General features: G+C 51.2%; 22 protein-coding genes. 8 read left to right on the top strand and 14 right to left on the bottom strand.

Annotated elements, in window-relative coordinates; genetic code table 11:
• Positions 1–10 precede the first annotated feature (10 nt).
• Together hslU and hslV are read right to left on the bottom strand one after the other, a co-directional pair.
• Positions 11–1,405 carry an ATP-dependent protease ATPase subunit HslU gene (gene hslU, locus IPQ00_02185; protein MBL0239374.1) on the bottom strand — a complete coding sequence of 465 codons (1,395 nt, stop codon included), beginning with the start codon at positions 1,403–1,405 and terminating at the stop codon, positions 11–13.
• Entirely contained in the window at positions 1,406–1,954 is a 549-nt protein-coding gene (gene hslV / locus IPQ00_02180; protein ID MBL0239373.1) for an ATP-dependent protease subunit HslV, read from the bottom strand. It abuts the gene before it with no gap.
• Positions 1,955–2,033: 79 nt separating this feature from the next.
• Here hslV and IPQ00_02175 point away from each other — a divergent pair, with 79 nt between their 5' ends.
• From IPQ00_02175 to IPQ00_02155, 5 genes are all read left to right on the top strand, one after another.
• The gene (locus tag IPQ00_02175) at positions 2,034–2,789 is read left to right on the top strand and encodes a gamma-glutamyl-gamma-aminobutyrate hydrolase family protein (GenBank protein MBL0239372.1); all 756 of its coding nucleotides are present in this window, start codon (positions 2,034–2,036) and stop codon (positions 2,787–2,789) included.
• Positions 2,790–2,917: 128 nt separating this feature from the next.
• Complete coding sequence (locus IPQ00_02170) at positions 2,918–3,298, top strand: hypothetical protein (protein MBL0239371.1); 381 nt, start codon at positions 2,918–2,920, stop codon at positions 3,296–3,298.
• Positions 3,295–3,465 carry a hypothetical protein gene (locus tag IPQ00_02165; GenBank protein ID MBL0239370.1) on the top strand — a complete coding sequence of 57 codons (171 nt, stop codon included), beginning with the start codon at positions 3,295–3,297 and terminating at the stop codon, positions 3,463–3,465. Before IPQ00_02170 ends, IPQ00_02165 begins: the two co-directional genes overlap by 4 nt.
• Before the next feature lie 4 nt (positions 3,466–3,469).
• Positions 3,470–4,228 carry a DNA repair protein RecO gene (gene recO, locus IPQ00_02160; GenBank protein ID MBL0239369.1) on the top strand — a complete coding sequence of 253 codons (759 nt, stop codon included), beginning with the start codon at positions 3,470–3,472 and terminating at the stop codon, positions 4,226–4,228.
• The gene (locus IPQ00_02155) at positions 4,229–6,772 is read left to right on the top strand and encodes an LptF/LptG family permease (protein ID MBL0239368.1); all 2,544 of its coding nucleotides are present in this window, start codon (positions 4,229–4,231) and stop codon (positions 6,770–6,772) included. It begins immediately after the preceding gene.
• Positions 6,773–6,852: 80 nt separating this feature from the next.
• On the opposite strand, the gene IPQ00_02150 is transcribed toward IPQ00_02155, so the two are convergent.
• The 4 genes from IPQ00_02150 to miaB form a co-directional block, all read right to left on the bottom strand.
• Positions 6,853–8,130: an adenosylhomocysteinase gene (locus tag IPQ00_02150; protein MBL0239367.1), complete on the bottom strand. Its 1,278-nt coding sequence runs from the start codon at positions 8,128–8,130 to the stop codon at positions 6,853–6,855.
• Positions 8,123–9,292 (bottom strand): methionine adenosyltransferase, encoded by a 1,170-nt coding sequence (locus IPQ00_02145; protein MBL0239366.1) that lies wholly within the window; start codon positions 9,290–9,292, stop codon positions 8,123–8,125. The genes IPQ00_02150 and IPQ00_02145 overlap by 8 nt, the downstream gene beginning before the upstream one ends.
• Before the next feature lie 354 nt (positions 9,293–9,646).
• Complete coding sequence (locus IPQ00_02140) at positions 9,647–10,132, bottom strand: bifunctional nuclease family protein (GenBank protein ID MBL0239365.1); 486 nt, start codon at positions 10,130–10,132, stop codon at positions 9,647–9,649.
• A gap of 7 nt (positions 10,133–10,139) precedes the next feature.
• Complete coding sequence (miaB, locus tag IPQ00_02135) at positions 10,140–11,429, bottom strand: tRNA (N6-isopentenyl adenosine(37)-C2)-methylthiotransferase MiaB (protein ID MBL0239364.1); 1,290 nt, start codon at positions 11,427–11,429, stop codon at positions 10,140–10,142.
• Between the two features lie 39 nt (positions 11,430–11,468).
• On the opposite strand from miaB, the gene dnaE reads away from it, so the two are divergent.
• Entirely contained in the window at positions 11,469–15,008 is a 3,540-nt protein-coding gene (gene dnaE, locus IPQ00_02130; protein ID MBL0239363.1) for a DNA polymerase III subunit alpha, read from the top strand.
• Positions 15,009–15,034: 26 nt separating this feature from the next.
• The gene (locus tag IPQ00_02125; protein ID MBL0239362.1) at positions 15,035–15,859 is read left to right on the top strand and encodes an acetyl-CoA carboxylase carboxyltransferase subunit alpha; all 825 of its coding nucleotides are present in this window, start codon (positions 15,035–15,037) and stop codon (positions 15,857–15,859) included.
• A gap of 107 nt (positions 15,860–15,966) precedes the next feature.
• Here the strand turns inward: IPQ00_02125 and IPQ00_02120 are convergent, their stop codons facing one another.
• Positions 15,967–16,455, bottom strand: a complete 489-nt coding sequence (locus IPQ00_02120) for a single-stranded DNA-binding protein (GenBank protein ID MBL0239361.1) — start codon at positions 16,453–16,455, stop codon at positions 15,967–15,969.
• Between the two features lie 137 nt (positions 16,456–16,592).
• Here IPQ00_02120 and IPQ00_02115 point away from each other — a divergent pair, with 137 nt between their 5' ends.
• Positions 16,593–17,741, top strand: coding sequence for a PQQ-binding-like beta-propeller repeat protein (locus IPQ00_02115; GenBank protein MBL0239360.1), 1,149 nt, complete (start codon positions 16,593–16,595; stop codon positions 17,739–17,741).
• Positions 17,742–17,785: 44 nt separating this feature from the next.
• Here IPQ00_02115 and IPQ00_02110 read toward each other — a convergent pair whose 3' ends face one another.
• The 7 genes from IPQ00_02110 to IPQ00_02080 form a co-directional block, all read right to left on the bottom strand.
• Positions 17,786–18,016 (bottom strand): DUF465 domain-containing protein, encoded by a 231-nt coding sequence (locus IPQ00_02110; protein ID MBL0239359.1) that lies wholly within the window; start codon positions 18,014–18,016, stop codon positions 17,786–17,788.
• Positions 18,017–18,155: 139 nt separating this feature from the next.
• Positions 18,156–18,623 carry a GNAT family N-acetyltransferase gene (locus IPQ00_02105; protein MBL0239358.1) on the bottom strand — a complete coding sequence of 156 codons (468 nt, stop codon included), beginning with the start codon at positions 18,621–18,623 and terminating at the stop codon, positions 18,156–18,158.
• Positions 18,624–18,638: 15 nt separating this feature from the next.
• Positions 18,639–19,256 carry a tRNA (adenosine(37)-N6)-threonylcarbamoyltransferase complex dimerization subunit type 1 TsaB gene (gene tsaB, locus IPQ00_02100; GenBank protein ID MBL0239357.1) on the bottom strand — a complete coding sequence of 206 codons (618 nt, stop codon included), beginning with the start codon at positions 19,254–19,256 and terminating at the stop codon, positions 18,639–18,641.
• A 31-nt stretch (positions 19,257–19,287) separates the two neighbouring features.
• Positions 19,288–20,166: a nucleotidyltransferase family protein gene (locus tag IPQ00_02095; GenBank protein ID MBL0239356.1), complete on the bottom strand. Its 879-nt coding sequence runs from the start codon at positions 20,164–20,166 to the stop codon at positions 19,288–19,290.
• 70 nt (positions 20,167–20,236) lie between these two features.
• Positions 20,237–20,713 (bottom strand): PqqD family protein, encoded by a 477-nt coding sequence (locus tag IPQ00_02090; protein MBL0239355.1) that lies wholly within the window; start codon positions 20,711–20,713, stop codon positions 20,237–20,239.
• A 48-nt stretch (positions 20,714–20,761) separates the two neighbouring features.
• Positions 20,762–21,565 carry a hypothetical protein gene (locus tag IPQ00_02085; protein MBL0239354.1) on the bottom strand — a complete coding sequence of 268 codons (804 nt, stop codon included), beginning with the start codon at positions 21,563–21,565 and terminating at the stop codon, positions 20,762–20,764.
• The gene (locus IPQ00_02080; protein MBL0239353.1) at positions 21,558–22,607 is read right to left on the bottom strand and encodes a glycosyltransferase family 4 protein; all 1,050 of its coding nucleotides are present in this window, start codon (positions 22,605–22,607) and stop codon (positions 21,558–21,560) included. The genes IPQ00_02085 and IPQ00_02080 overlap by 8 nt, the downstream gene beginning before the upstream one ends.

Raw genomic sequence — 22,607 nt, 5'->3', positions numbered from 1 at the left:
TTGGTCCACTTTAGAGGATGTATTGTCGAAGGTTCGGGTCGGCTGATAGTTCGCCCAACTTATCGTTGACGTACGCGGCATCGATGATCTGCGTTTTCTCTTCGAGTTCGCCGCCGAGAAAGCTGATCTCTTCCAGGAGTTTTTCAACCAGAGTATGCAGTCGCCGAGCTCCGATGTTTTCGGTATTTTTATTGATCTCTTCGGTTAACTCCGCAAGGCGGTCAATGGCATCGCCGGTGAACTCAAGGTTGATCCCCTCGGTACTCAAAAGTGCCTGATACTGCTTTATCAACGAATTCTTTGGTTGGACAAGTATGCGTTTAAGGTCATCGATCGTTAGCGACTCTAGTTCGACCCGGATCGGAAACCGTCCTTGAAGTTCGGGGATCAAGTCTGAAGGCTTTGCAACGTGGAACGCCCCGGCGGCGATGAATAAAATATGTTCGGTACTGACCATACCGTATTTTGTGTTGACGTTCGTGCCCTCGACGATCGGCAAAAGGTCGCGTTGGACGCCCTCGCGGGAAACTGCCGGATTGCCGCCTGACTCGCGGCCGGCGATCTTATCGAGTTCGTCCAAGAAGATAATGCCCGACTGCTGTGCCTTTTCGAGGGCCTGGCGGGTGATCTGATCCATATCGACGAGCGATTCCTGTTCGTCGCGGAGCATATACTCGCGGGCTTCGGCGAGTGGCATTTTTTTGCTGACTGTCTTGGTCGGAAACAGATTCCCGAGCATATCACGCATATTGACGCCCATTTCCTCCATTCCCTGGCCGCCGATAAAGTCGATCGACGCATTTGAGCGGTCCTGAGTGTCAAAGTCGATCAAGCGATCGTCAAGTTCGCCGCGACGCAGTTGCTCACGGAGTTTCTCACGCGTTCGTGCCAAAGGTTTTTCGTCAGTGTCACCGCCGTCCTCCGAGAGGTCGTCGAAGCTATGCACCGGCGGCAAGAGGATGTCGAGCAGGCGTTCTTCGACATTTTGCTCGGCGCGCGTCGTTACGTCTTCGAAAGCGGTTTGCTTAGCCATATCGACGGCGACATCCGCTAGTTCGCGAACCATCGAATCGACGTCCCGGCCCATATAACCGACCTCGGTAAATTTCGACGCTTCGATCTTGATGAACGGCGAATTGGCGAGGCGTGCAAGGCGCCGTGCAATTTCAGTCTTTCCGACGCCGGTCGAGCCGATCATCAGAATATTTTTCGGCAACACGTCCGCCGCCATTTCCGGCGACAGTTTTTGCCTGCGGATCCTGTTGCGCAGTGCCACGGCCACAGCTTTTTTGGCCGCTGTCTGGCCGACGACATATTTGTCGAGTTCTGCCACGATCTGTCGAGGTGTGAGATCGTCAAGCTTTGGCCCCTTGGGGGCAGTTTCACCACCTAAATATATTGCCATCTAAATTTCTTCGAGAGTAATGTCGGAATTTGTATAGATACAGATCTCGCCGGCGATTCTGAGCGATTCCTCGGCGATCTCGCGAGCGGACAGGGAAGTGTGCTTGATCAACGCTCTGGCTGCTGCAAGAGCGTACATACTGCCCGAGCCCACCGAGAGCAAACCGTCGTCAGATGATATAACATCGCCCTTTCCCGATATCAGGAACGCATCGGTCGAATCGGCGACGATCAGCAGGGCCTCTAGATTTCGTAAATACTTGTCGGTTCGCCAATCCTTGCCCAATTCGATCGCCGAGCGCTCAAGTTGTCCTTGAAATTGTTCGAGTTTAGTCTCAAAGCGAGCGAGCAGGGAAAAGGCGTCGGCGGTCGAACCGGCAAAGCCCGTCAGGATCTTGCCGTTGAAAAGCCGCCGTACCTTTCTGGCATTTCCCTTTATCACAGTCTCGCCAAGCGTCACCTGGCCGTCGCCTGCCATAGCGGCTTTGCCGTCACGCCTCACAAGCAGTACCGTAGTAGATCGAATACGCGATTGTTCTGAGTTGATCATTAAACCTTAATGATAAGGGTTTAATTTCAAATGCTCAAATTGACATCGCTGGTGTATTTGATTGAACATTAAAGAGTTTATGAGCAATCGTCCGAAGATAGGTATAACAATGCGGCTCGAGATCGAAACCCGGCGTTTCTATCTTGGCCGTGACTACTCCGAAGCGATCGAGGCGGCAGGCGGCGATCCTGTCCATATCGGGCTGATTCCTCGCAGGGAATATATAGAATCGACGCTTAAAGATCTAGATGGAATATTGCTGCCCGGCAGCGATACTGACGTCGATCCGCAATACTACGGCGAAGAGCCCCATCGAAACCTTAAAAGAGTAGTGCCGGAAAAGGACGAAACAGAGCGTCTAGTCATTGAAGTAGCTGAGAAACTACATTTACCTATGCTTGCTATCTGTTACGGAATGCAGGCACTTAACGTTGCACGCGGCGGAAGCCTTGTGCAGGATATCGACTCGCAGATCGCAGACCCGATAAAGCACGAACAAGGGATGCCTCTTGCTCGTGGGTCGCACACGATAACGTACGCACCGAACTGGTTACTGGGCGAAACCGCGGACCATTTAACATCGCGATCGTCGATTAGAGTAAATTCGCATCACCATCAAGCGATCGGGCGGATCGGCGACGGCCTGGAGGCAGTCGCATTTGCTCCGGACGGGATCGTCGAAAGCGTACAAGACACACGGAGTGGTCGATTTGTACTGGGCGTGCAATGGCACCCCGAACTATCTTGGGCGAGCGATGAGCTATCGCGAATGATATTTGAACGGTTTGTGGCTAATTGTCACAACCGTGAAGCGAGCTTCGCCGATGGTCGGTAATGATCATCAAAGGGTAAAAAGCGGCGAGTCATAATATCTATGGAGTCAGATAGATAGCGATAGTGAGTTAAAGTAGAACATCAATGCAGAATAACTAGAGAAATTCGGCAACCTGACACATAAACTTAATGGATAATCCAGTAATAATCGGCCTTATATCTTGGTTTATACCCGGCAGCGGACACTTGATCCAGAAGCGTTCGACGCGCGGGATCATCATCGCTGCGGTGATATGGACACTCTTTATTGTCGCTGTATTGAGCGGCGGGGCACATTATCCCGGCTTTGACTTTAAGGACGGCACACTATTGTATCTGCTCAATTCGTTCGCACGGTTAGGCAACGGGCTCGGTGCAATAATCAGTTGGATAATTGCGTCAAGGCCCGCGCCAAACATTGCTGCACTCGCCACGTTTGAGTACGGCGGGAGATTTCTCGAGGTTGCCGGACTACTTAACTTCCTGGCTATGCTTGATGCCGTCGACATTTCGCTTGGGAGGAAAAAATGATCCATTTTCTCTATCTGATCGGATTTGCACTGCTTGTGTCGATCGCATTCGGTACTTTTCTCGACGGAACAAATCGTGAACGCATCATATATGCCGGCAAAACCTTTCTTCAATTTGTCGTCGTGAGTCTGGTAATGGCCTGGATCTTGTATTTTATTCCCTGGTAAATGGATGGCGTTGATCGAAACGGAAAGCCTGATTCTGAAATGCTACAGCCTAGCCGAAGCCGACAAGATCGTTGTGCTTTTTACGGAGGATCACGGGGTCGTTAGAGCTGTCGCAAAGGGAGCCAAGCGCCTTAAGAGCAAGTTTGGCAGCGGATTGGAACCCTTTTCGATCGTTCGCATCACCTATTTTGAAAAGGAAGGCGTTGAATTGGTTTCAGTCCAAAACATCGAACTGCTCAGATCATATTTCGCAGCGGCAAGTGACCCGGAATTCTTAATTAAGTTCACGTATCTCGCAGACCTTATCGTCGCACTTTCGCCGCCTCATGACCCGAATGAAACGCTTTACCGAATGGTCAAAGCCTGTCTTGAAACTGCTGAAGTCGATAATGCACGACTGCTTGCCATCGGAGTTTACTTTGAGATCTGGTTGCTGCGTCTGACTGGTTTACTTCCCGAATGGCGGCGATGCAGTGTCTGCGAACGTGAATTTCTAGATGGTGAGATCACAGATCTCTCGGCCAATTTTCAACTGTTGTGTACTAACTGCCGCCGTGCGTCGTCGGGCCGCACGATCGATCAATCGCACAGAACAATATATACGGCCGTTCAGCGGTTATCGCCGGAAAAGTTCACTTTGGCCCACGGCAACGAGCGCACACACCTTGCCGAGTTATCGGTGGTGCTAAAGCGGATAATCTCACAGGCTATCGGCCGCGAAGTATCAACCGAACAAGCCTTTTCTATATACAACTCACGATAAATGAAACAGATAGGCTGGCTTATATCTAAATATTTGGTGCAGGCGATACTGCCGTACTTTGTATTTTCGTGGCTTGTGTTGAGTGTGATCCTATTTGTCCAGCAGGCCGGCAGGTTCTCGGACATATTCTTTAGTGTGAATATTCCGGTCAACCTAATATGGCAACTGACGATCGCGCTTATTCCGAACGTGATCGCGTTTACCTGTCCGATGGCTATGCTTGTCGGCACGATCATCGGCCTTTCAAAAATGCAGGGTGACAGCGAACTGACCGCGATCAGGGCGGCCGGGGTCGGCAATCTGCAGGTTATGGTGCCAATCGTGATCCTTGGGTTGTTATTGTCACTGTTTGCCTTTCTGGTAAATCTACGCGGCGTCCCGATGGCAGCCGCGTTAGTCCGCAGCGTCGCCCTCCAAACATCGATCCGAAAGCTTGAGTCGCCGATCGAACCGGGCGTGTTCAACTCCGAAGTAGCGGGATACACGATCTACGTTAAGGACGGGGATCTGGAGAAAGGAACGTGGAAGAACCTTTTTATCTTTCAAAAACAGCCCGGCTCGGGTGATATGCGTCTGATAACGTCAGGCGACGGCCGAATAGACGTCTCCGGGCAATTGTCCGAGTTAGTTTTGCAGAACGCGACGGTGACGACGATCCCGAGCGACACGGTTACAGGTAAATTCGCAACCGAGAATATTGGAGAAGTTCGATTGGCAATTCGCACCAAAAGAAGTGAATTGATCGAGCGTCTCAGCGGATCAGATAGCACACCGGAAGAACTTGGATTGTCGGAACTCTCGGAATATGCAAAGAACAAAGAAGGGAAGGACCGAATTGAAGCCGAACTATTGTGGCAACGAAGGATAATCCTGTCGATCTCACCACTTTTGTTTTGTTTGCTGGGAACTGCGATGGTGATTCGCTTCAACCGAAGCGGGCGTGGCTTCGGCGTTTTTCTGTCGATCGTGGGGTTGGTCGGGTACTATCTGCTTGCGTTTTTAGGCGAGCAATTAGCTCGTACAGGCCGAGTTTCGGTCATTGCCGCCGGCATTCTGCCCATTGCCGGTAGCGTTGCAGCGATCGTATGGCTAAGCGTTTCGCGACGCGTAAGTTACCTAAGCGGTTGGGGCGAGCGAAGCGCCGGCTTTTGGCACTCATTCGTCAGGCCCAAAGAAAAATTACAGTCGCGGAATCTATTTGTTGATCTAACGACGGGACTGGGCGATTTCGACCTGCTGGTTAATTTACTTCGATATTTTGTCGTTACCGTTGTCTTTCTATTGATCATATCGGCCGTTTTTACGGCATTTGAACTCTGGCGATTTGCCGGCGTTATGGATGGCGGGATCTGGTTGCTGATGAAATATCTTTTTTATCTTTCACCATTTCTATATCTATACTTTGCTCCTTCTGCCGCGATGGTCGCAATATTGGCGACATACGTGATCAAATCTCGACAAAACGAGATCGTGACGTGGATCTCCGCGGGCAAAAGCGCATATCGATTATTGGTTCCGTGCTTTTTGTTGATGCTCCTGGTGGGCGGACTAAACTGGGTGATCCAGGAACGGATCGCACCGGTTTCGAATCAGATCCAAGATTCGATTCGAAACCAGATCAGAAAAGGGCCGTTGCAGTCGGCGGCGGGTGGAAGATATTGGGTGGCAAACGGCAATCGGATATATTCATTCGAAATGACGTCACCCGCAACAGGGCAAAGTTATTCTGTTGACGAGTCGCCGCTCCACGTTGCGTCTGATAACGGAACAGGTGATGGTGGAATCAATGCTAAGGCGGGGAAGCAGTGCCTATCCGGCCCCGTTAGTGACCGGGCAGCGTCTGATAACGTAACGGCAGGTAGCGGATCTCAAGGACAGGGTGCCGGGACCTGGTTGGCCGCAGCATATCCGGGGCCGACGACGATAGGATCACTCATCTTTGCGTCTGATAACGAGGAGAGTGATGCCCAATGCTCGGATCGTTGTGCGTCGGACGTGGTAGTTTACGAGTTTGTGGGTGACCAAACCAAATTGCAAACCGTGTACCACGCCCAAAAGGGGAAATATTCAAGTGGAAACGTTCGGCTTTTCGGTAAGGTCGAACGCTTGGATATTATCGATGGCCGAGTAACGAAACAGGACCTGAGCGAAATGGCTTTGGCAGAAGTGCAAAATCCGTTCATCGAAATTATCGCTAAGCCCAGTCATATGACCTCGGCGGAGATCTCAGAACGCGTGAAGACGAGCGATTCTGATGTCGAATCACGCAGTTTTGCAGTCGCTCTACAAAAGCGTCATTCATTGTTGCTGTTACCATTTGTTATCGCGTTGTTCACAGCCCCGTTTTCGCTGTCGCTCAGTCGAAAGGGCAAGGTGATAACCGTTGGGTACGCTGTCGGCCTCTGGCTCGTTTACACGGGCGTGACAAACGTCTTTGAGCAGATGGGGATGAACGGTGTGTTGGGGCCGGTCTCGGCTATTTGGAGCCCGATCGTGATATTTTCGATGCTTGGCGTTTATTTAGTTTCAAAGGTCCGCACGTAGGATGCATAAAATTCGGCCGAACAAATAAGAAGCCCGGCGATCGCCGGGCTTCTTATATTGATCGAGAAGGGAATTGGGGACTAGGTTCCGGACTCCCAGCTACCCATATATTCGAGCATTTCAGGTGTCAATTCGTCGATCGATACGCCCATTGCACGTAGCTTGAGCGATGCGATCTCCTGATCGACTTCCTTAGGTAGAATGTGTACGCCGGCGGCAAGCTTACCGTGATTCTTCACCAAGAATTCGGCAGACAGAGCCTGGTTAGCAAATGACATATCCATTACCGAAGCAGGATGGCCTTCGGCGGCGGCCAGATTGATCAGTCGGCCTTCGCCAAGCACGATCACGCTGCGGCCCTTGTGGGTTATGTATTCTTCGACAAACGGGCGACGTTTGACTGCTTCAGCCGACATTTCACGAAGTGCATCCAGATTGAGTTCGAGATCAAAGTGACCGCTGTTGCAAACGATCGCTCCGTCCTTCATCACCTCAAAGTGCTCTTTATCGATAACGTGACGGTTGCCCGTTACGGTGACGAAGAAATCGCCAACCTTTGCCGCATCGTTCATCGGCAGCACACGCATTCCATCCATAACCGCCTCGATCGCTTTGATCGGGTCGATCTCGGTGACGACCACGTTGGCACCCATTCCACGGGCACGCATCGCGACGCCCTTTCCGCACCAACCATAGCCGACCACGACGAGCGTTTTACCTGCGAGCAGGATATTGGTCGCACGGATGATGCCGTCAAGCGTCGATTGTCCGGTGCCGTAACGGTTGTCAAAAAAGTGCTTCGTCTGTGCGTCGTTTACCGCGATCGAAGGGAACGTGAGTACGCCGGCCTTGACCATCGCCTGAAGGCGGACGATCCCGGTGGTTGTTTCTTCAGTCGTTCCGATCAAGGTAGCGATAAGCTCCGGCTTTTCTTTGATCATTGTCGCGACGACATCCGAACCGTCATCGATAATAAGATTCGGATTGGTGTCGAGAGCGGCTTTGACGTGGCGGACATACGTTTCCGTAGATTCACCCTTATGAGCCATCACGGGAATGCCCCAATCGGCTACGAGGGAAGCAGCGACGTCATCCTGGGTCGAAAGCGGGTTCGACGCGATCAAGAGTGACTCGGCACCGCCGGCCTGAAGTGTACGAGCAAGATTCGCTGTTTCTGTTGTGATGTGGGCACAAGCGATGAGCTTAACGCCGACCAACGGCTTTTCAGCCTCAAAACGCTCGCGTATGAGCCGGAGCACCGGCATTTCGCGGTCGGCCCACTCAATTCGCTGTTTGCCTTGCGGTGCAAGGTTTATGTCTTTGATGTCGTATTCCATTGATGTTCCAGGATTAGCCATTTGTACCGATACCTCTATGATTATCTGCCGCGGTTCTCAATGCAGCAGCCTTGTCCGTAACTTCCCAAGTAAATTCGTCGTTCTTTCGGCCAAAATGTCCAAAACGAGCGGTTTGTTTATAGATCGGGCGACGCAGATCGAGTGTCTCGATGATCGCCGCAGGCGTAAGGGTGAAATTCTCCCTTACGATGTCCGCGATCTGTTCGTCATCGATCGTACCCGTGCCGTGACTATCGATCAAGACCGATACCGGCTCGGCGACTCCGATAGCATAGGCCAACTGTACCGTACATTTGTCTGCCAGTCCGGCTGCAACCACATTCTTAGCGATGTAGCGGGCCATATATGCCGCGGAGCGATCGACCTTTGTCGGGTCTTTGCCCGAGAAAGCACCGCCACCGTGCGGAGCATAGCCGCCGTAGGTATCGACAATGATCTTTCGACCCGTAACACCGGCATCGCCCATCGGGCCGCCGATCACAAACTTTCCGGTAGGATTGATGTGATATTTGGTGTTGTCGTCGATCATATCCGCCGGAATGACGGGCTTAATGACGTGCTCCATTATGTCTGCACGAATATCTTCGATGTCGAGATCAGCAGTTTGCGATGAAATAACAACTGCCTCGACGCGGAACGGACGGCCGTCGCGATACTCGATCGAAACCTGTGATTTGCCATCAGGACGAAGATAGGGAATCGTGCCGTCGCGACGAACCTGCGACAATCTTCGTGTAAGATTATGAGCAAGTTGGATCGGCATCGGCATCAGTTCCGGCGTTTCATTGCAGGCATAACCGAACATCAAGCCCTGGTCGCCCGCACCGCCGGTATCAACACCCTGAGAAATATCAGGCGATTGGGTGCCTATCGCATCGATCACGCTGCAAGTATTCGAGTCATACCCAAATTCCGCATCGTTGTAGCCGATCTCTTCGATCGTCTCACGAATGATCTGTTTATAATTAACCTTGGCGGTTGTGGTGATCTCGCCTGCTACTACGGCCAATCCGGTCGTTACCAGAGTTTCACAAGCGACGCGCGCTTGCGGGTCTTGCTCGAGGATCGCGTCGAGGATCGCGTCCGATATGTGATCGGCGATCTTGTCCGGGTGGCCTTCGGTGACCGATTCAGACGTGAATAGAAAATTTCCGTTACTCAATTGTTTACGTAACTCCTTATATCAGGTTCTACTAATTGGAATCTTCTTCAGATAACAAAACGAGAATTATAAAACGTTGCAGCCCCGGTGTCAAAGTGAATCCGTTGGGCAACACCTCGTGACAATACGCGGCACGCCTATGCGGGGACGATCGACGGGCGATGTTATAAGAACAGAACGTCTTGGGGGAGCTCCGAGAGATGTACTCGGGATAAAGCATACGCGAACGTAACAGAGTTTAAGCGGGGGGAACTATCCAAAGACGGAGCGGAATCGCGTTAGCCGTTTCACAATCAGTCCTTGCGTCTGATAATAGAGATTATGTAATAAATACGGCAGGTACATCCGCGGATATCACCCGATCAGCTCCGGCCAGTCCTCGCCCGGGGTTATCTCGTCGTCGTCAGAATGTTCCGTGATCGGATTAGATGTGCTCGAAAGATCTAAAACTTTCTGTTCGACGAAGATCGGACAATCGAGGCGCAAAGCCAATGCGATCGCGTCGGACGGCCGCGCGTCAAAGAACACCGCGTCACCCTTTTTGTCCAAAAGCTCGATTCGTGCGTAAAACGTATTTTCCGCAAGGTCTGTAACGACTACGCTTGATGCCAAAAGGCCGCACTCTATGATCACGTTCCTCAGCAGATCGTGCGTCATTGGGCGTTGTGGAGCAACCTTTTCGATCTCTAGAGCGATCGCATTTGCTTCGAACGCACCAACCCAAATTGGGAGTACGGCCTCGCTGTCGACGCCTTTTAAGACGACGATCGGCGTATTTGTGTTCGGGTCCATTATCAGGGCCCCGATCTTTACTTCGACCAATGAGGGGTCAGACTGCATATTCATCTTATACGGGTACGCCAAATAGCGAATTGGTCTTGATCTGTGTCACACGCACATCCACGATTTGACCGATCATATCTGTGGTTCCAACGAAATTGACAAGTTTCTGGCACGTCGAATGGCCAGTGAGGCCACCGTCAGTCCGAGTCGACGGGCGTTCGACCAGGACCTTAAGCACTTTGTTAAGATATCGCTGCAAGTTGTTGCTCTGTATGCGTTTCTGGGTATTCTCAAGTTCGATAAAACGACGTGTCTTTTCCTCCGGACTTACATCGTCGGCCATTTCGAATGCGGGCGTGCCGGGCCTTGGCGAGTATTTGAAGATGTAGGCACTGTCAAAGCCGCAATACTCGACCATTTTTATCGTCGCTTGAAAATCGTCTTCCGTCTCGCCCGGAAATCCCACGATAATATCTGTGGTAAGCGAGATGTCTTTTGTCGACGATTTGATCCGATCGATCTTTTTAAGATACTTTTCGATAGTATGACCGCGCTTCATTGCGGCGAGGATCCTGGAGCTGCCCGATTGAACCGGCAGATGGACCCAATTGCAAACGTTGTCGTGTGACTCGATCACATCCACAATATCGTCATTAAAATCACGGGGAAATGACGTGGCAAACTTTACACGCTCGATTCCGGTCGCCGCAACCGCTCTCAAGAGTCTGGAGAAGGCCGACTTCCCTTCGAATTGTTCGAGGCCGGATTCGCTTTCAGGCTTATAGCTATTGACGTTTTGCCCGATCAGATGAACTTCCCTAACGCCATTTCGACGTAATTCGAGCACTTGCCGGACTATCTCAGATGCTGAACGACTTCGTTCCCGCCCACGTGCAAACGGCACGATACAATACGTGCAGAACTTGTTACATCCCTCGATGATCGGCAAAAACGCTATATATGGCGAATGTCTTTGGTTCTCGGCGACTGTCCAGTCATAATTGACCTCGCGGCTGCCAAGATCGACTACGGCTTCATCGGTGGATAACGTCCTGGCAATTGCGTCCGCAACACGGCCTACAGCTTGCGTGCCAACGACAAAATCTAGGCCCTCGATCTTGGAGAAAAGTGTTTCGCCCTCTAATTGGGCCACACAGCCCATAACGCCAACGATCGGCTTTGGGCGATCAGCGTGCCGAATACGGCCGACGCGTGAATAAAGCTTCTGTTCGGCCTTTTCGCGAACCGAGCAGGTATTTAGGATCACAACGTCCGCTTGAGCCTCGTCGTTAGTCATTTCGTAACCGCGGCCGGCAAGCGTCGTCGAGATACGTTCCGAATCAGATACGTTCATTTGACAGCCGTAGGTTTCGAGATAAACTTTTTTCATAACATGCCAAACGAAACCAAATTCAAGCCGTTTTCAGCCAAGGATTTCGTCCATCTTCATTTGCATTCAGATTATAGCCTGTTGCAAAGCACAATCCAACTGAAGCCACTGGCCAATAGACTCGAGGAACTCGACCTCAAGGCCTGTGCTCTCACAGATTACGGCAATATGTACGGTGCCGTTACGTTTTTTAACACAATGGCTGGTATCGGCATCAAGCCGATCATCGGTTACGAGGCGTATGTGACGTCGGGGAGCAGACACGAGCGAAGTTCGGCCTTGGCGCCAGGCGAAAAGCCCTTCTATCGCTTAGTGCTTTTGGCCAAGGACCTCGCCGGATATAGGAATCTCGCGATGCTAGCATCAAAGGCATTTACCGAGGGATTCCTGCACCGCCCCCGCATCGATTTTGAGCTCTTGGCTGAGAATTCGGAAGGCTTGATCGGCTTATCCTCCGGCCCCGAAGAAATTGTCGGCCACTACCTGAATACAGGAAATGATAAGAGAGCACTTGAGGTTGCTAAATCACTTGAAGAAATTCTAGGTAAAGATCGCTTTTACCTGGAGATACAAGATCACTGTGAGCCCCACTTCATCGCTGCTACTCGTAAGATCATCGAGTTTTCTAAGACCGCCGATCTGCCGATTGTCGCCACAAACGACGTCCAATATTTGAACCGCGAAGACGCTCGAGCCCAACAGGCATTGATCGCTTTGGCGGACGGGCGCACTCTCGGTGAGAATTCACGGACTTCGCCGGAAACGTCACTACGATATCTCAGGTCTGCTGAAGAGATGTGGGATATTTTTGGTGGCGAGTTGCCGGAATCACTGACAAACACAGTCAAGATCGCGGAAATGATCGAGTTTGAAATGCCGCAAGGCGACGAACATCGACAACTTCCAAAATATCCGATCCCGCCCGAATATACGTCGATGGACGAAGACGAATACTTCGTTAAGGTCTTAAACGACGGATTTGATGAAAGGAAGCGGTCCGAATGGGATCCGTTGTTAGCGAATGGAAGGTTGAAGCACAGCATAACGGAGTATCGGGAACGGTTGGCCATTGAGATCGCGACGATCAAGAAGATGGGGTTTCCGGGCTATTTCCTCATTGTTTGGGATTTTATACGATACGCCCGAGAAAAGGGTATCCCGGTCGGGCCGGGACGCGGTTCTGCCGCCGGGTCGCTCGCCGCGTATTGTCTGCGTATAACTGATGTCGATCCGCTGCAGCACGAACTGCTATTTGAGCGATTTCTAAATCCAGAGCGTGTTTCGATGCCTGATATTGACATCGACTTTTGCATACGCGGCCGCGGCGAGGTGATAGATCACGTAACGCAACTCTATGGACGCGAATCGGTGTGTCAGATCGTGACATTTGGAACGATGGCCTCGAGAGCGGCGATCAAGGACGTTGGACGGGTCCTAAATATGCCGTACGGCGATGTCGAGCGTATCGCAAAGATGATACCGCCACCGGTGCGCGGTCGAAACGTCAGTATTTCACAGGCATTAAAAGAGGTACCTGAACTCAGTGCGGCAATGAATGCCGACCCAAGAGTAAATGACCTTGTCGAACTCGCATTGCGGATCGAAGGGTGCGCCCGTCACACTTCGGTCCACGCGGCAGGTGTTGTGATCAGCCCGAGGCCGTTGCAAGAGCTTGTGCCGGTTGCAATGTCCAAGGACGAACTCACGAGCCAGTATCCAATGAACGACCTCGAAAAGGTCGGGATGCTCAAGATGGACTTTCTCGGCCTTACAACGCTAACGGTGATCGCCGATTGTCTGGCGTCGATCAAAGCGAGGCTCGGTGAAACAATTGACTGGACTAGCATTCCCAATAACGAAGAAAAGACAATGCAGCTATTCGGCGAGGGCCGAACGGAAGCCATCTTTCAGTTTGAATCGTCCGGGATGGCCGATATGTGCCGTCGCTTGAAACCAAAGGAACTCGAAGACCTTAGTGCACTCAACGCTCTCTACCGTCCGGGACCGCTTGACGGCGGGATGATCGATGATTTTATCGACCGTCATAGAGGGGTCAAGCCCGTAGAATATATCGTTCCGGAAATGGAAGATATTCTCGGAAACACTTTTGGAGTGCTGGTTTACCAGGAACAGATCATGCAGCTTGCTCAGAAGCTCGCCGGATACAGTCTCGGTGAGGCCGACCTTATGCGGCGGGCGATGGGTAAGAAAAAGGTCGAAGAAATGTTGACGCACGAAACAAAGTTTGTTTCGGGTGCTGTCGAGCGCGGGATCGAAAGGAAAACCGCCAAAGAGATCTTTGACTTGATGTCCAAATTCGCAGACTATGGCTTTAATCGTAGTCACTCGATGGCTTATGCTGTGCTTGCCTTTCAAACTGCTTACTTAAAGGCCCATTATCCGCCACATTTCTATGCGTCCGTACTTTCGCACGAAGCCCAGGACAGTGCGAAGGTGTATAAATACTCGACGGAATTGCGCTCGCTCGGCCTCCAATTGCTACCGCCGGATATAAATGAATCAGATGAGGGCTTTACGCCCGGCGATGGTGCCGTTCGCTACGGTCTGACCGCTATCAAAGGTATGGGTTCGGCCAGTGTCCAAGCCATCGTCGAGGCCCGAAAGAATACTAAATTCACATCATTGCACGATTTTTGCTCGCGGTTAGGTGCAGGAGCAGTCAATAGACGGGGACTGGAGAGTTTGGTCGCGGCGGGTGCATTCGATACATTGATGCCTGAGACATCGTTTGCCGGTGAGTGGCGTGCTCGGTTAACGGCGGCGATCGACGGTGCTCTGCAGCACGGCCAACGTGCGGCCACCGACCGTGAACGCGGGCAGAGCGGGCTTTTCGGAGCCGTTGACGCCGACGATGTGGCGTCTGAAGAAGCCATTCCCTTCGCCACACCGTGGTCACAAACCGAGATATCTCAGCACGAAAAGGCTTCGATCGGTTTCTACCTATCGGTTCACCCGCTCGATAATTACGCGGGAATGTTGAACGGACTAAATCTGCATAATTTTAATGATCTGACCGAGCTTAATTCAGGAGATATGGTACTTGTTGCCGGTATTATCTCCGGTCTTCAGGTACGGACGAGCAAGAAAGGAAATAGGTTTTGTTTATTTCGCGTCGAAGACCGTGCCGGTGGGATCAAAACGATCGCCTGGAGTGAGGCGTTTCAGTCATTTGCGACGTTTTTAAGAGACGATGAAATGGTGATCGTCGGCGGCAAGATCGAAGCCGGCGAAGGCCAGGAACCGACCTTAATCGTTAGCGAAGTAAGATCGCTTGACGATTCCGTCGCCGCCGCTTCTCGTTCGATAAACATCACACTTCCCGCCCGACACCTCGATCAGGAATTTGTGGAGGACATTTTTGTGACACTAGGCTCGCATCACGGCCGTTGCGAAGTGTATCTGACCATTTCAGCCGATGATGCACTCGTAAAGGTGTTGGCACCGGGGACACGCGTGGCCGGCAGTCGCCTCTTGCAACGCGAACTTGAATCCAAAGGTTGCCGGGTCGATTGGGCTCACTGAGAAAACAAAGTATTATTGTTAGAGTTATGACGACAACAGCTTTTGAGCGTGTGCAAACTGCGAGGCATCCGGACAGACCGTATGCGATGGACCTATTTGGCGAGGTCTTTTCTGAATTTGTTGAGATACACGGTGATCGTCGGTTTGCTGACGACCCGGCGATGGTCACGGGATTTGCCAAGATCAGCGGGATCGATGTCGCGGTGATCGGGCAACAGAAAGGTAGAGATATCAAAGAACGGCGTTATCGCAATTTTGCGATGTCAAAGCCTGAGGGATACCGCAAAGCCCTTCGGGTAATGCGGATGGCTGAGAAATTTGGTCGTCCTATCGTGACTATCATCGATACACCCGGAGCATATCCGGGCATCGACGCGGAAGAGCGTGGCCAAGCGGAGGCGATCGCATTTAACCTTCGGGAGATGGCAGCCATCAAGGTGCCGATCGTGGTGGTCGTACTTGGCGAAGGCGGTAGCGGCGGTGCTCTGGCGATCGGCATCGGTGATCGGGTCTTGATGATGGAGAACGCCGTGTATTCGGTCATCACGCCTGAGGGATGCGCCGCGATCCTCTGGAAAGATGCGGGCAGAGCTCCGGATGCGGCCGAAGGCCTAAAGCTCACGGCCGATAATCTGAAACAATTTAATATCATCGACGAGATCATTCCGGAACCTGTTTCGTGGACGATCACCGACGATAGCAATGATAAACGTGGCGAAGCTTTTACCAAGATCGCTGAATCGTTGAAAGGGCGGATAACGGCCTCGCTTACAGAATTGATCGCTAAAGACCCCAAAACACTCGTGCGGGAAAGATACGAGAAATTTCGACAAATGGGTGAATGGGTCTAACTAAATTGTTGAGAGTCTGACCATCCCAACCAAATACCTAAAAAAGGGCAAACGACGGCTTAAAATCCGTTGTTTGCCCTTTTAATATGCGCGATCTTTATTACCGGTTAAAACGGTATATCGTCGTCCGCCGCAGGCGTCGAAACGGGTGGCGTCGGACTGCTACTGCCACCGCCTCCACCGCTAGATGGAGCCGAGGAGCCACCCGTATAGCCGGAGTCGTGGTCGTCGTGTCCGCCGCTGTATTCGCCACCACCGCCGCCTTCGCCGCGGGAGCCAATGAACTGCATATCGGTAGCCTGAACATCCAGCGTATATCGCTTATTGTTGTCGCGGTCAGTCCATTCTTCGATCTTTAACCGCCCTTCGATATAAACAGGTGAGCCTTTGGTCAGATATTTCGCGGCATTCTCAGCTTGCTGACGCCAGAGCGTGATCTTGAACCATGTCGTAATGTCCTGAAGCTCGCCCGACTTGTCGCGTCGCTTTTCGTTGGTGGCCATTGTAAAACTGCAAACCGCCGCTCCCTGTGGGGTGTACCGCAATTCCGGATCGCGGCCTAAGTTGCCGACGATAATGATCTTGTTAAATGACATGGATGTATCCTCGCGTTTTGTGTAATTTATTCGAACTAAATGTTTAGAACAGTCATCAATATAACACGGCCTTTGTGCTGTGATAAAATCCTCTTTTCTCTTCGGCAAGGTATGTCGCTCGATGGACACCGGGGTTAATGACAAGCGGTAAATTAAAATTCCTCACGAAGCTACGCGGGCCGATGGTCCGCTTGTTGTTTTGTGTGTTTTTTGTCACGACAAGTACCGTTTTCACACAGCGTGCCTCGGATGGTGAGGTCCAGGTTCAGAAATGCTGGGAACATAGTGCGGGTTCTGACAGTCTGTCGAATCTGCGGGTATTCGGCGAAACCATATTTTCTATACGCGAAGGCTCAGTTGTCGAAGCGATCGCGGGAGACTCCGGAAAATTGCTCTGGTCAAATGACGTGGGCGGTACGGTCGTGTCTGATCTCGTGTCAGATGGAGTCAGCGTGTACTTTGTCCGTCGTGCCGGCGGAGCAAAAGGTGCGGAGCCCGAAGCTGATCTGATCGCAATTAGTGCAAACTCGGGTATCACCCGCTGGCAACGATCTCTTGGCGCGGACGGTGATCACCGACTTGCGATAACCAAGACGGGCATAGTCGCACTCTCGGATAGCGGAAGTCTTTGGGTCGTATCAAGTTCTGATGGAACAGTTACGTCAAGCCGAAAGTTGATTTCGCCGGTAAGATTGGGTACGTCTGTCCTTGGGGTAAACACGATCGGAGCGACCAATGAACGGGAGATAATATCGATCGAGGGTAGCCAAACTCCGATGGTTCGCGGGCGTTCAGATTTTGCAATCACGGCACTCCGGTCGAACGGAGATGATGAGCTGTATTACGGCAACGATCGCGGCATTTTGGTTCGGCTAGACGGCACAAGCTCAAAAATAATTTGGCAATTTAAGAGTGGTGGAGCCATTTCGGATATTCTGGTCGCGGACCACCAGATCATCACCTCGTCAAATGATAATTTCGTCTACGCATTCGCACCTTACAACGGTGCCCGCCTCTGGAAACGCCGCGTTGCGGGCCGCGTGTCAGCATTGCGAATGGTCGGTCAGGACCTTTTGCTCGTGCAACCGTTGGGCGATGGAAATATCGTGCTGATAAATACGAAAAACGGCCGCATTGCCGGTCAAATACCATTCACCGACGGTGAAAGCGTTATCGATTCGGCGGTTATTGACTCGAATAGGATAGTAGTGTCAACGGGGGGCATAATCTACGGCTATGCAGTCGGCGGATGCCCAACGGTAAAGCAAAATGGCCCGGGAATGTAGCATCCGGGCCATCAAAAAAAAATTCAATAAAGCGGGTCACTCACCTAGTGAGATGTAATATGCTCATTCAAAATCGCGTAGATCTCGTCTTTGATCAATAACTTCTTTTTCTTGAGGGTTACCTCTTCTAACTGCTCGTCGTCATTGGGATATGTAAGATGGGCTAATTCAACTAAACGTTTTTCGTAATCTTCGTGCTGATGCACCAGTTCTCTAAATGCCGAATTGCTCTTGATCAATTCGTCTCTAACCGGATCAGCTATTGACATGTCCATGGCGTTTTTTTCCTCACTTTTCAATGATATCCACCCGTCGCCGAAAACTTGTTATTTTCATAACGGGTGTAACCTAATATTAGCCGAAAGTTATGGGGATTATCAAGCGAACGGTAGATTAAACGATCCACTTTTGTTCTCACAGCATACGACGCATTAAAATGCCGTCTTCGCGCGGATCAGAATACAGATCAGTGCGGATGGAAACATTTTCAAAACCGTTTCTAGCGTAAAGCCGGATGGCCCGCGAGTTGGAGCACCGAACCTCGAGCCAGATAGAACGAGCTACGTGTTCCCGGCATTTGGCGGTGAATGAATCTAAAAGCATCTGCCCGAATCCGTGACCGTGACGCGACTCGCGGACACCAATGTTATAGATCTCGCCGTCAACTGAGGTGTCATTATCGCTCGCAGCGACGATGCGCCCGACAATAAAACCAATAGTTTGATTTTCGTCATCAGCAAGCCTGAGCATTATCGAAAGCGGGTTTTTTAATTCGTCAAGATAACCGGTAGCGGACCAATGGTTCAGGTTGGTCTCATTTGCGATTGAGATCAGGTCGGCAATGTGCGAGGTGTCGATCGGGCGTATCAGCGATTGAGCCATTAAGCCAATTATCTACTATTTGCGTTTGCCGACAAAAAGCGGTTCGTTTGATTCGCGGATCGGGTGTTTGGTCGCCGCCTGCGCCAGATAGTTAGAAATATCACTTTCTATGCGAAATAGCTTGTCTGAGTTCCCTTTCGGCAGCATATTCTGGACCAACGGGTGAACTAAAAGAATAACGTCGTCATTTGTTGTTTCGATGAGTTCTGCGATGCCCAATGGTTCCGGGCCCGTGACGCTAGTCAGACCGTCATTCGACCTAACAAACGTCTGTATGCAAACCGTTTCTCGCCCGACGGGCAATACTACGGAAAATTCACCTTGAGGACCGTCGATCCACGCAATCGCCTCGAGTGCCGAAACTCGGCGTAGCCTGAGCTTTCCGGCGGCGGCCAAACCCATCGCTGTTGCAAGCCCGATCCTGATCCCCGTGAAACTCCCCGGCCCATTAGATACCACGATTTCATTGACATCCGAAATCGACAGCGCGTTACGTTTTAAGAGCAGATCAATATTGGGGAGTAGATCTTCGGCCCGTGACATCGCGGTCGAGCCGATCATCCCGTCAATCCGCTCTCCATTGGAGTACAGAGCAATACTTCCGCCGCCGATGGCGGATTCGATGGCTAGCATATTCTGTGAACCTTGGACCATAAAGCTATCGTCAACGGTGAAAGCGGAGCCTCACCGCACGTACAAAGCGCGTGTAAATATCACCAATTTGATAGTGTAAACGAGTCCGAGCGTCGAGACTACCGTCCATATCGATCGTCGCTTGTATGGCATTTGGCGGCAAACGCTTCAATATTTGCCTGAAAAGTCCGAACGGGTCACGCGTAAACAGTACAAGCGGTTGGAGGCGTGTCGTGCTCCGCCATTCCCTTTCCAGACTGCGGATCAGCCATTGGGGGATCTCACGTGCTTCATCGGCAAACGGCAGATCGTTGATCCTGAGGTCGAGATATCTATTTGCCAGTCCGATCGTATATATGACCCACTTACGTCTATTCGGGCTAACAATATTCAGGCATCGTTCCCAATCGAAGTCTTTCGGTCTATTTTGTACCGACCAGTAGATATCCCAAAGTCGATGCTTATACGCTCCGCCATCGGTGAGCCAGTGTGCACAGATGACCCGAAGGTGGTCTTCCGGGCACAGGAAGCGAATATTGGTTCCTTCGATGTTCTCAACTGTGGAGTGCTCAAAGAGATCGGCCCAGTGGACAGTGTCAAGATGCCGAAGTTCGCAATGCAGGTCAACGGGTTGAAAGCTATTCGAGGCTTCGATCTTGACCGCATCAGCACGACCAAAATCACTACTGGACACTGCGAGATCTATATCCGTGAACTTTCGCCATTGACCTTCAGGGTAATAGCGGGCTACCGCAATGCCTTTGATGATGATGGGTTTAATGCCGTTTTGTAGGAACGTTTCGATTACCAATGCCGCAATTTTGCGTTGAGCGGCATTTTGGAGCAATCCCCATTTACAGGGATCTTCCTCGAGATCGGAGTCAAATCTGGGAACCGGGAGGTCAATCATAAATAAAGCGGACAAAGGAGACATTGTCCTTTGTCCGCCAAAATTTTGTTTGCTTCCAGACTCGGAACTATTACGCGACGCAAGTATTTCCAGTGCAGTTGCCTTGAGGACACGTAGGCTGAGCTACACAATTGGGCTTTGAGCTACACGTGCACGATGTAAACGCCAAAACACTCTGGGGGGCGACGAGCGATGCAATCACCGGTAGGGCGACGACGGACGCAAAGCCGATCTTTTTCAGAACATCTCGACGCGTTTGGCCCGCAAACTTCGAATCGATCGCTCCGACCAATAATCCGTTGGAATTAAGTTGATCGATAGCAAGCCATACAAAATCCTCGGAAACTTTCGTTCCACCATTTTGCTCAAACGACTTGACGATGTCTTCGACAGTGTTCACACCGTCACAAGATCGCCATACTAGCGCCGCTGTTTCATTCAAACAGTGAGCCTTGTTGCTATCCATATCATAAACCAATACCTCACCCGGCATTTCCTGGACTACAAGTCCAGAATTTCGGGCTACTGGTTTCTGCGAATTATTCATCTTCTCCTCCAAAGTAAAAAAACACCAGAGCGACCTGATAATTGTACATTAGTTGTTGTTAATGTCAACGAAATGTAAAAGTTTTTCTGCACTAATATCCGCCTCGCCCCTTGCGGACTTAGCGATCTTGGCGCCGCGAACGGCATTGGTCAGGGCCTTGATCGCAAACTCACTATTTACTCTCATCGGAATAGTATGCGTAATTAATTCAATAATTCCGACACCGGGACTGATAAAAATTGGTTTCCAACGAGCTTTACTGCGATATTTGCCAAAAAACATCATTCCGACGCGTGCAGATCGGGTCGCCGGGACGCCGCCGAGTGCTTCGACATTGACGTCTTCGCGGATGGCGGAATCGAAGCTATCCCTGATAGCCAAGGGTCTCGGAAACGGGTGTACGTTGCCGTCTTCATCAAATAGTGCGTACTCATCGGAGAAATAAGTTGCTCCTAGTTTGACGAGTTCGGCGACAAGCGTAGTTTTTCCGCTAAAGCTCTGTCCGGGCAAAACGATCGCCTTCCCATTCCACTCAACGACCCCGGCGTGTACAAATACGAATTCTCGAGTGTACTCGGCAACAAGTATTCGGATCCGTGAGCCGATGTACTTAAGCAGCGAATTGAGATCGGGATTGTCGCCAAAATCTTCGTCTCCGAGAGCAGCTCGATAAATGTTGTCGATCTCGATGATCTGCAATCGATGTTCTGCAAGCAACGGGTCGATCTCGGTCAAGCGGCCAAGTAACGCATAGTTTGCAATATCGCGAACGCGATCGACGACCGTTTGCCGGTTGCTTTCGACGGTGACGCGAACGCCGAACGACTCAAATGTAAAATTATATTCAAGCATTTTGTTCGGTTCCCCCGAAAAGGCATTTTCGGCTCTGACAAATGACCAGTAAGACTATTGAGCAACCGACCGCGGCAATGATCGGCACATATATCGGCACTCTCGTATCTTCTCCGGCCGACAGTCCGGCTAGGATCGCGATCGGCAATGAGAACGTACCGTAGATCAACGTGGTCTTTTGGTGCGAATATCCCGAGATCACCAGCCTTTGGTATAAGTGTTGGCGGTGTGCCGTCCATATCTTTTCACCATTCAGGATCCGCCGAATAAGTGTAAAGACCGAGTCGAAAACAAACATCCAGACAAATAACACACCGATAGTCGCTGAAATTCCAGAATCCGATGTCAGACTTCCCCGGAAAATAAACGGTAAGGATGCAAATGTGAACCCGAGGAACGCACTTCCGGCATCGCCCATAAATATCCGTGCCGGTGACCAATTGTGAAGTAGAAACGCCAATGCCGCGAAGAGGACAGATCCGCCAAGCACCATCGTCGCCGGCGAACCGTTTGCCAATCCCGCAAGCAGCCAGCCTATCGCCGCCGCAACTGCCTGAGTACCGGCGATACCGTCGATACCATCCATAAAGTTATAAGCGTTGATCAGCCAAATTATCCATACAAACGAGACAACGGCACCGATTATGCCGATACTCAATGGTGTTGTAGTGTCATACATCACGATCGTCGACAAGTAGCCCAAATCCAACAAAAGACAGATAGCCGCAACAGAATGGGCTAACAATCGCCAAATGAAGGAGACCGAGTAAATGTCGTCCAACCAACTGATTGCGACCACGATGACTGAGCCTGCGAGAAACCCCCAAGAGATCTCGAATCCCACGAGACCGGCAGCGATCACATAAGCGGCCAATACGACGACAGCGACCACCAGACCGCCTCCGCGGGGCGTCGGGTCCGTGTGTGAGCTGCGTTCGTTAGGGTGGTCAAGCACGCCGCGTCTTAGTGTCCACGCGCGAAATGCCCGGACCCCAAAATATGTCACCAGAAAACATCCGAAAAAAAGCGTCAATTCCAGCAC

It is taken from the genome of Chloracidobacterium sp. (assembly GCA_016720705.1).
Lineage (GTDB): Bacteria > Acidobacteriota > Blastocatellia > Pyrinomonadales > Pyrinomonadaceae > OLB17.
Note: the sequence above shows the minus strand (reverse complement) of the source record. Positions and strands in the feature narration are given on the sequence as shown.

What these genes read in the sequence shown, in the direction of transcription:
- hslU (MBL0239374.1), bottom strand. Translation starts at nt 1,405, where the DNA reads ATGGCAATATATTTAGGTGGTGAAACTGCCCCCAAGGGGCCAAAGCTT.
- hslV (MBL0239373.1), bottom strand. Translation starts at nt 1,954, where the DNA reads ATGATCAACTCAGAACAATCGCGTATTCGATCTACTACGGTACTGCTT.
- IPQ00_02175 (MBL0239372.1), top strand. Translation starts at nt 2,034, where the DNA reads ATGAGCAATCGTCCGAAGATAGGTATAACAATGCGGCTCGAGATCGAA.
- IPQ00_02170 (MBL0239371.1), top strand. Translation starts at nt 2,918, where the DNA reads ATGGATAATCCAGTAATAATCGGCCTTATATCTTGGTTTATACCCGGC.
- IPQ00_02165 (MBL0239370.1), top strand. Translation starts at nt 3,295, where the DNA reads ATGATCCATTTTCTCTATCTGATCGGATTTGCACTGCTTGTGTCGATC.
- recO (MBL0239369.1), top strand. Translation starts at nt 3,470, where the DNA reads ATGGCGTTGATCGAAACGGAAAGCCTGATTCTGAAATGCTACAGCCTA.
- IPQ00_02155 (MBL0239368.1), top strand. Translation starts at nt 4,229, where the DNA reads ATGAAACAGATAGGCTGGCTTATATCTAAATATTTGGTGCAGGCGATA.
- IPQ00_02150 (MBL0239367.1), bottom strand. Translation starts at nt 8,130, where the DNA reads ATGGCTAATCCTGGAACATCAATGGAATACGACATCAAAGACATAAAC.
- IPQ00_02140 (MBL0239365.1), bottom strand. Translation starts at nt 10,132, where the DNA reads ATGCAGTCTGACCCCTCATTGGTCGAAGTAAAGATCGGGGCCCTGATA.
- miaB (MBL0239364.1), bottom strand. Translation starts at nt 11,429, where the DNA reads ATGAACGTATCTGATTCGGAACGTATCTCGACGACGCTTGCCGGCCGC.
- dnaE (MBL0239363.1), top strand. Translation starts at nt 11,469, where the DNA reads ATGCCAAACGAAACCAAATTCAAGCCGTTTTCAGCCAAGGATTTCGTC.
- IPQ00_02125 (MBL0239362.1), top strand. Translation starts at nt 15,035, where the DNA reads ATGACGACAACAGCTTTTGAGCGTGTGCAAACTGCGAGGCATCCGGAC.
- IPQ00_02120 (MBL0239361.1), bottom strand. Translation starts at nt 16,455, where the DNA reads ATGTCATTTAACAAGATCATTATCGTCGGCAACTTAGGCCGCGATCCG.
- IPQ00_02115 (MBL0239360.1), top strand. Translation starts at nt 16,593, where the DNA reads ATGACAAGCGGTAAATTAAAATTCCTCACGAAGCTACGCGGGCCGATG.
- IPQ00_02110 (MBL0239359.1), bottom strand. Translation starts at nt 18,016, where the DNA reads ATGGACATGTCAATAGCTGATCCGGTTAGAGACGAATTGATCAAGAGC.
- IPQ00_02105 (MBL0239358.1), bottom strand. Translation starts at nt 18,623, where the DNA reads ATGGCTCAATCGCTGATACGCCCGATCGACACCTCGCACATTGCCGAC.
- tsaB (MBL0239357.1), bottom strand. Translation starts at nt 19,256, where the DNA reads ATGCTAGCCATCGAATCCGCCATCGGCGGCGGAAGTATTGCTCTGTAC.
- IPQ00_02095 (MBL0239356.1), bottom strand. Translation starts at nt 20,166, where the DNA reads ATGATTGACCTCCCGGTTCCCAGATTTGACTCCGATCTCGAGGAAGAT.
- IPQ00_02090 (MBL0239355.1), bottom strand. Translation starts at nt 20,713, where the DNA reads ATGAATAATTCGCAGAAACCAGTAGCCCGAAATTCTGGACTTGTAGTC.
- IPQ00_02085 (MBL0239354.1), bottom strand. Translation starts at nt 21,565, where the DNA reads ATGCTTGAATATAATTTTACATTTGAGTCGTTCGGCGTTCGCGTCACC.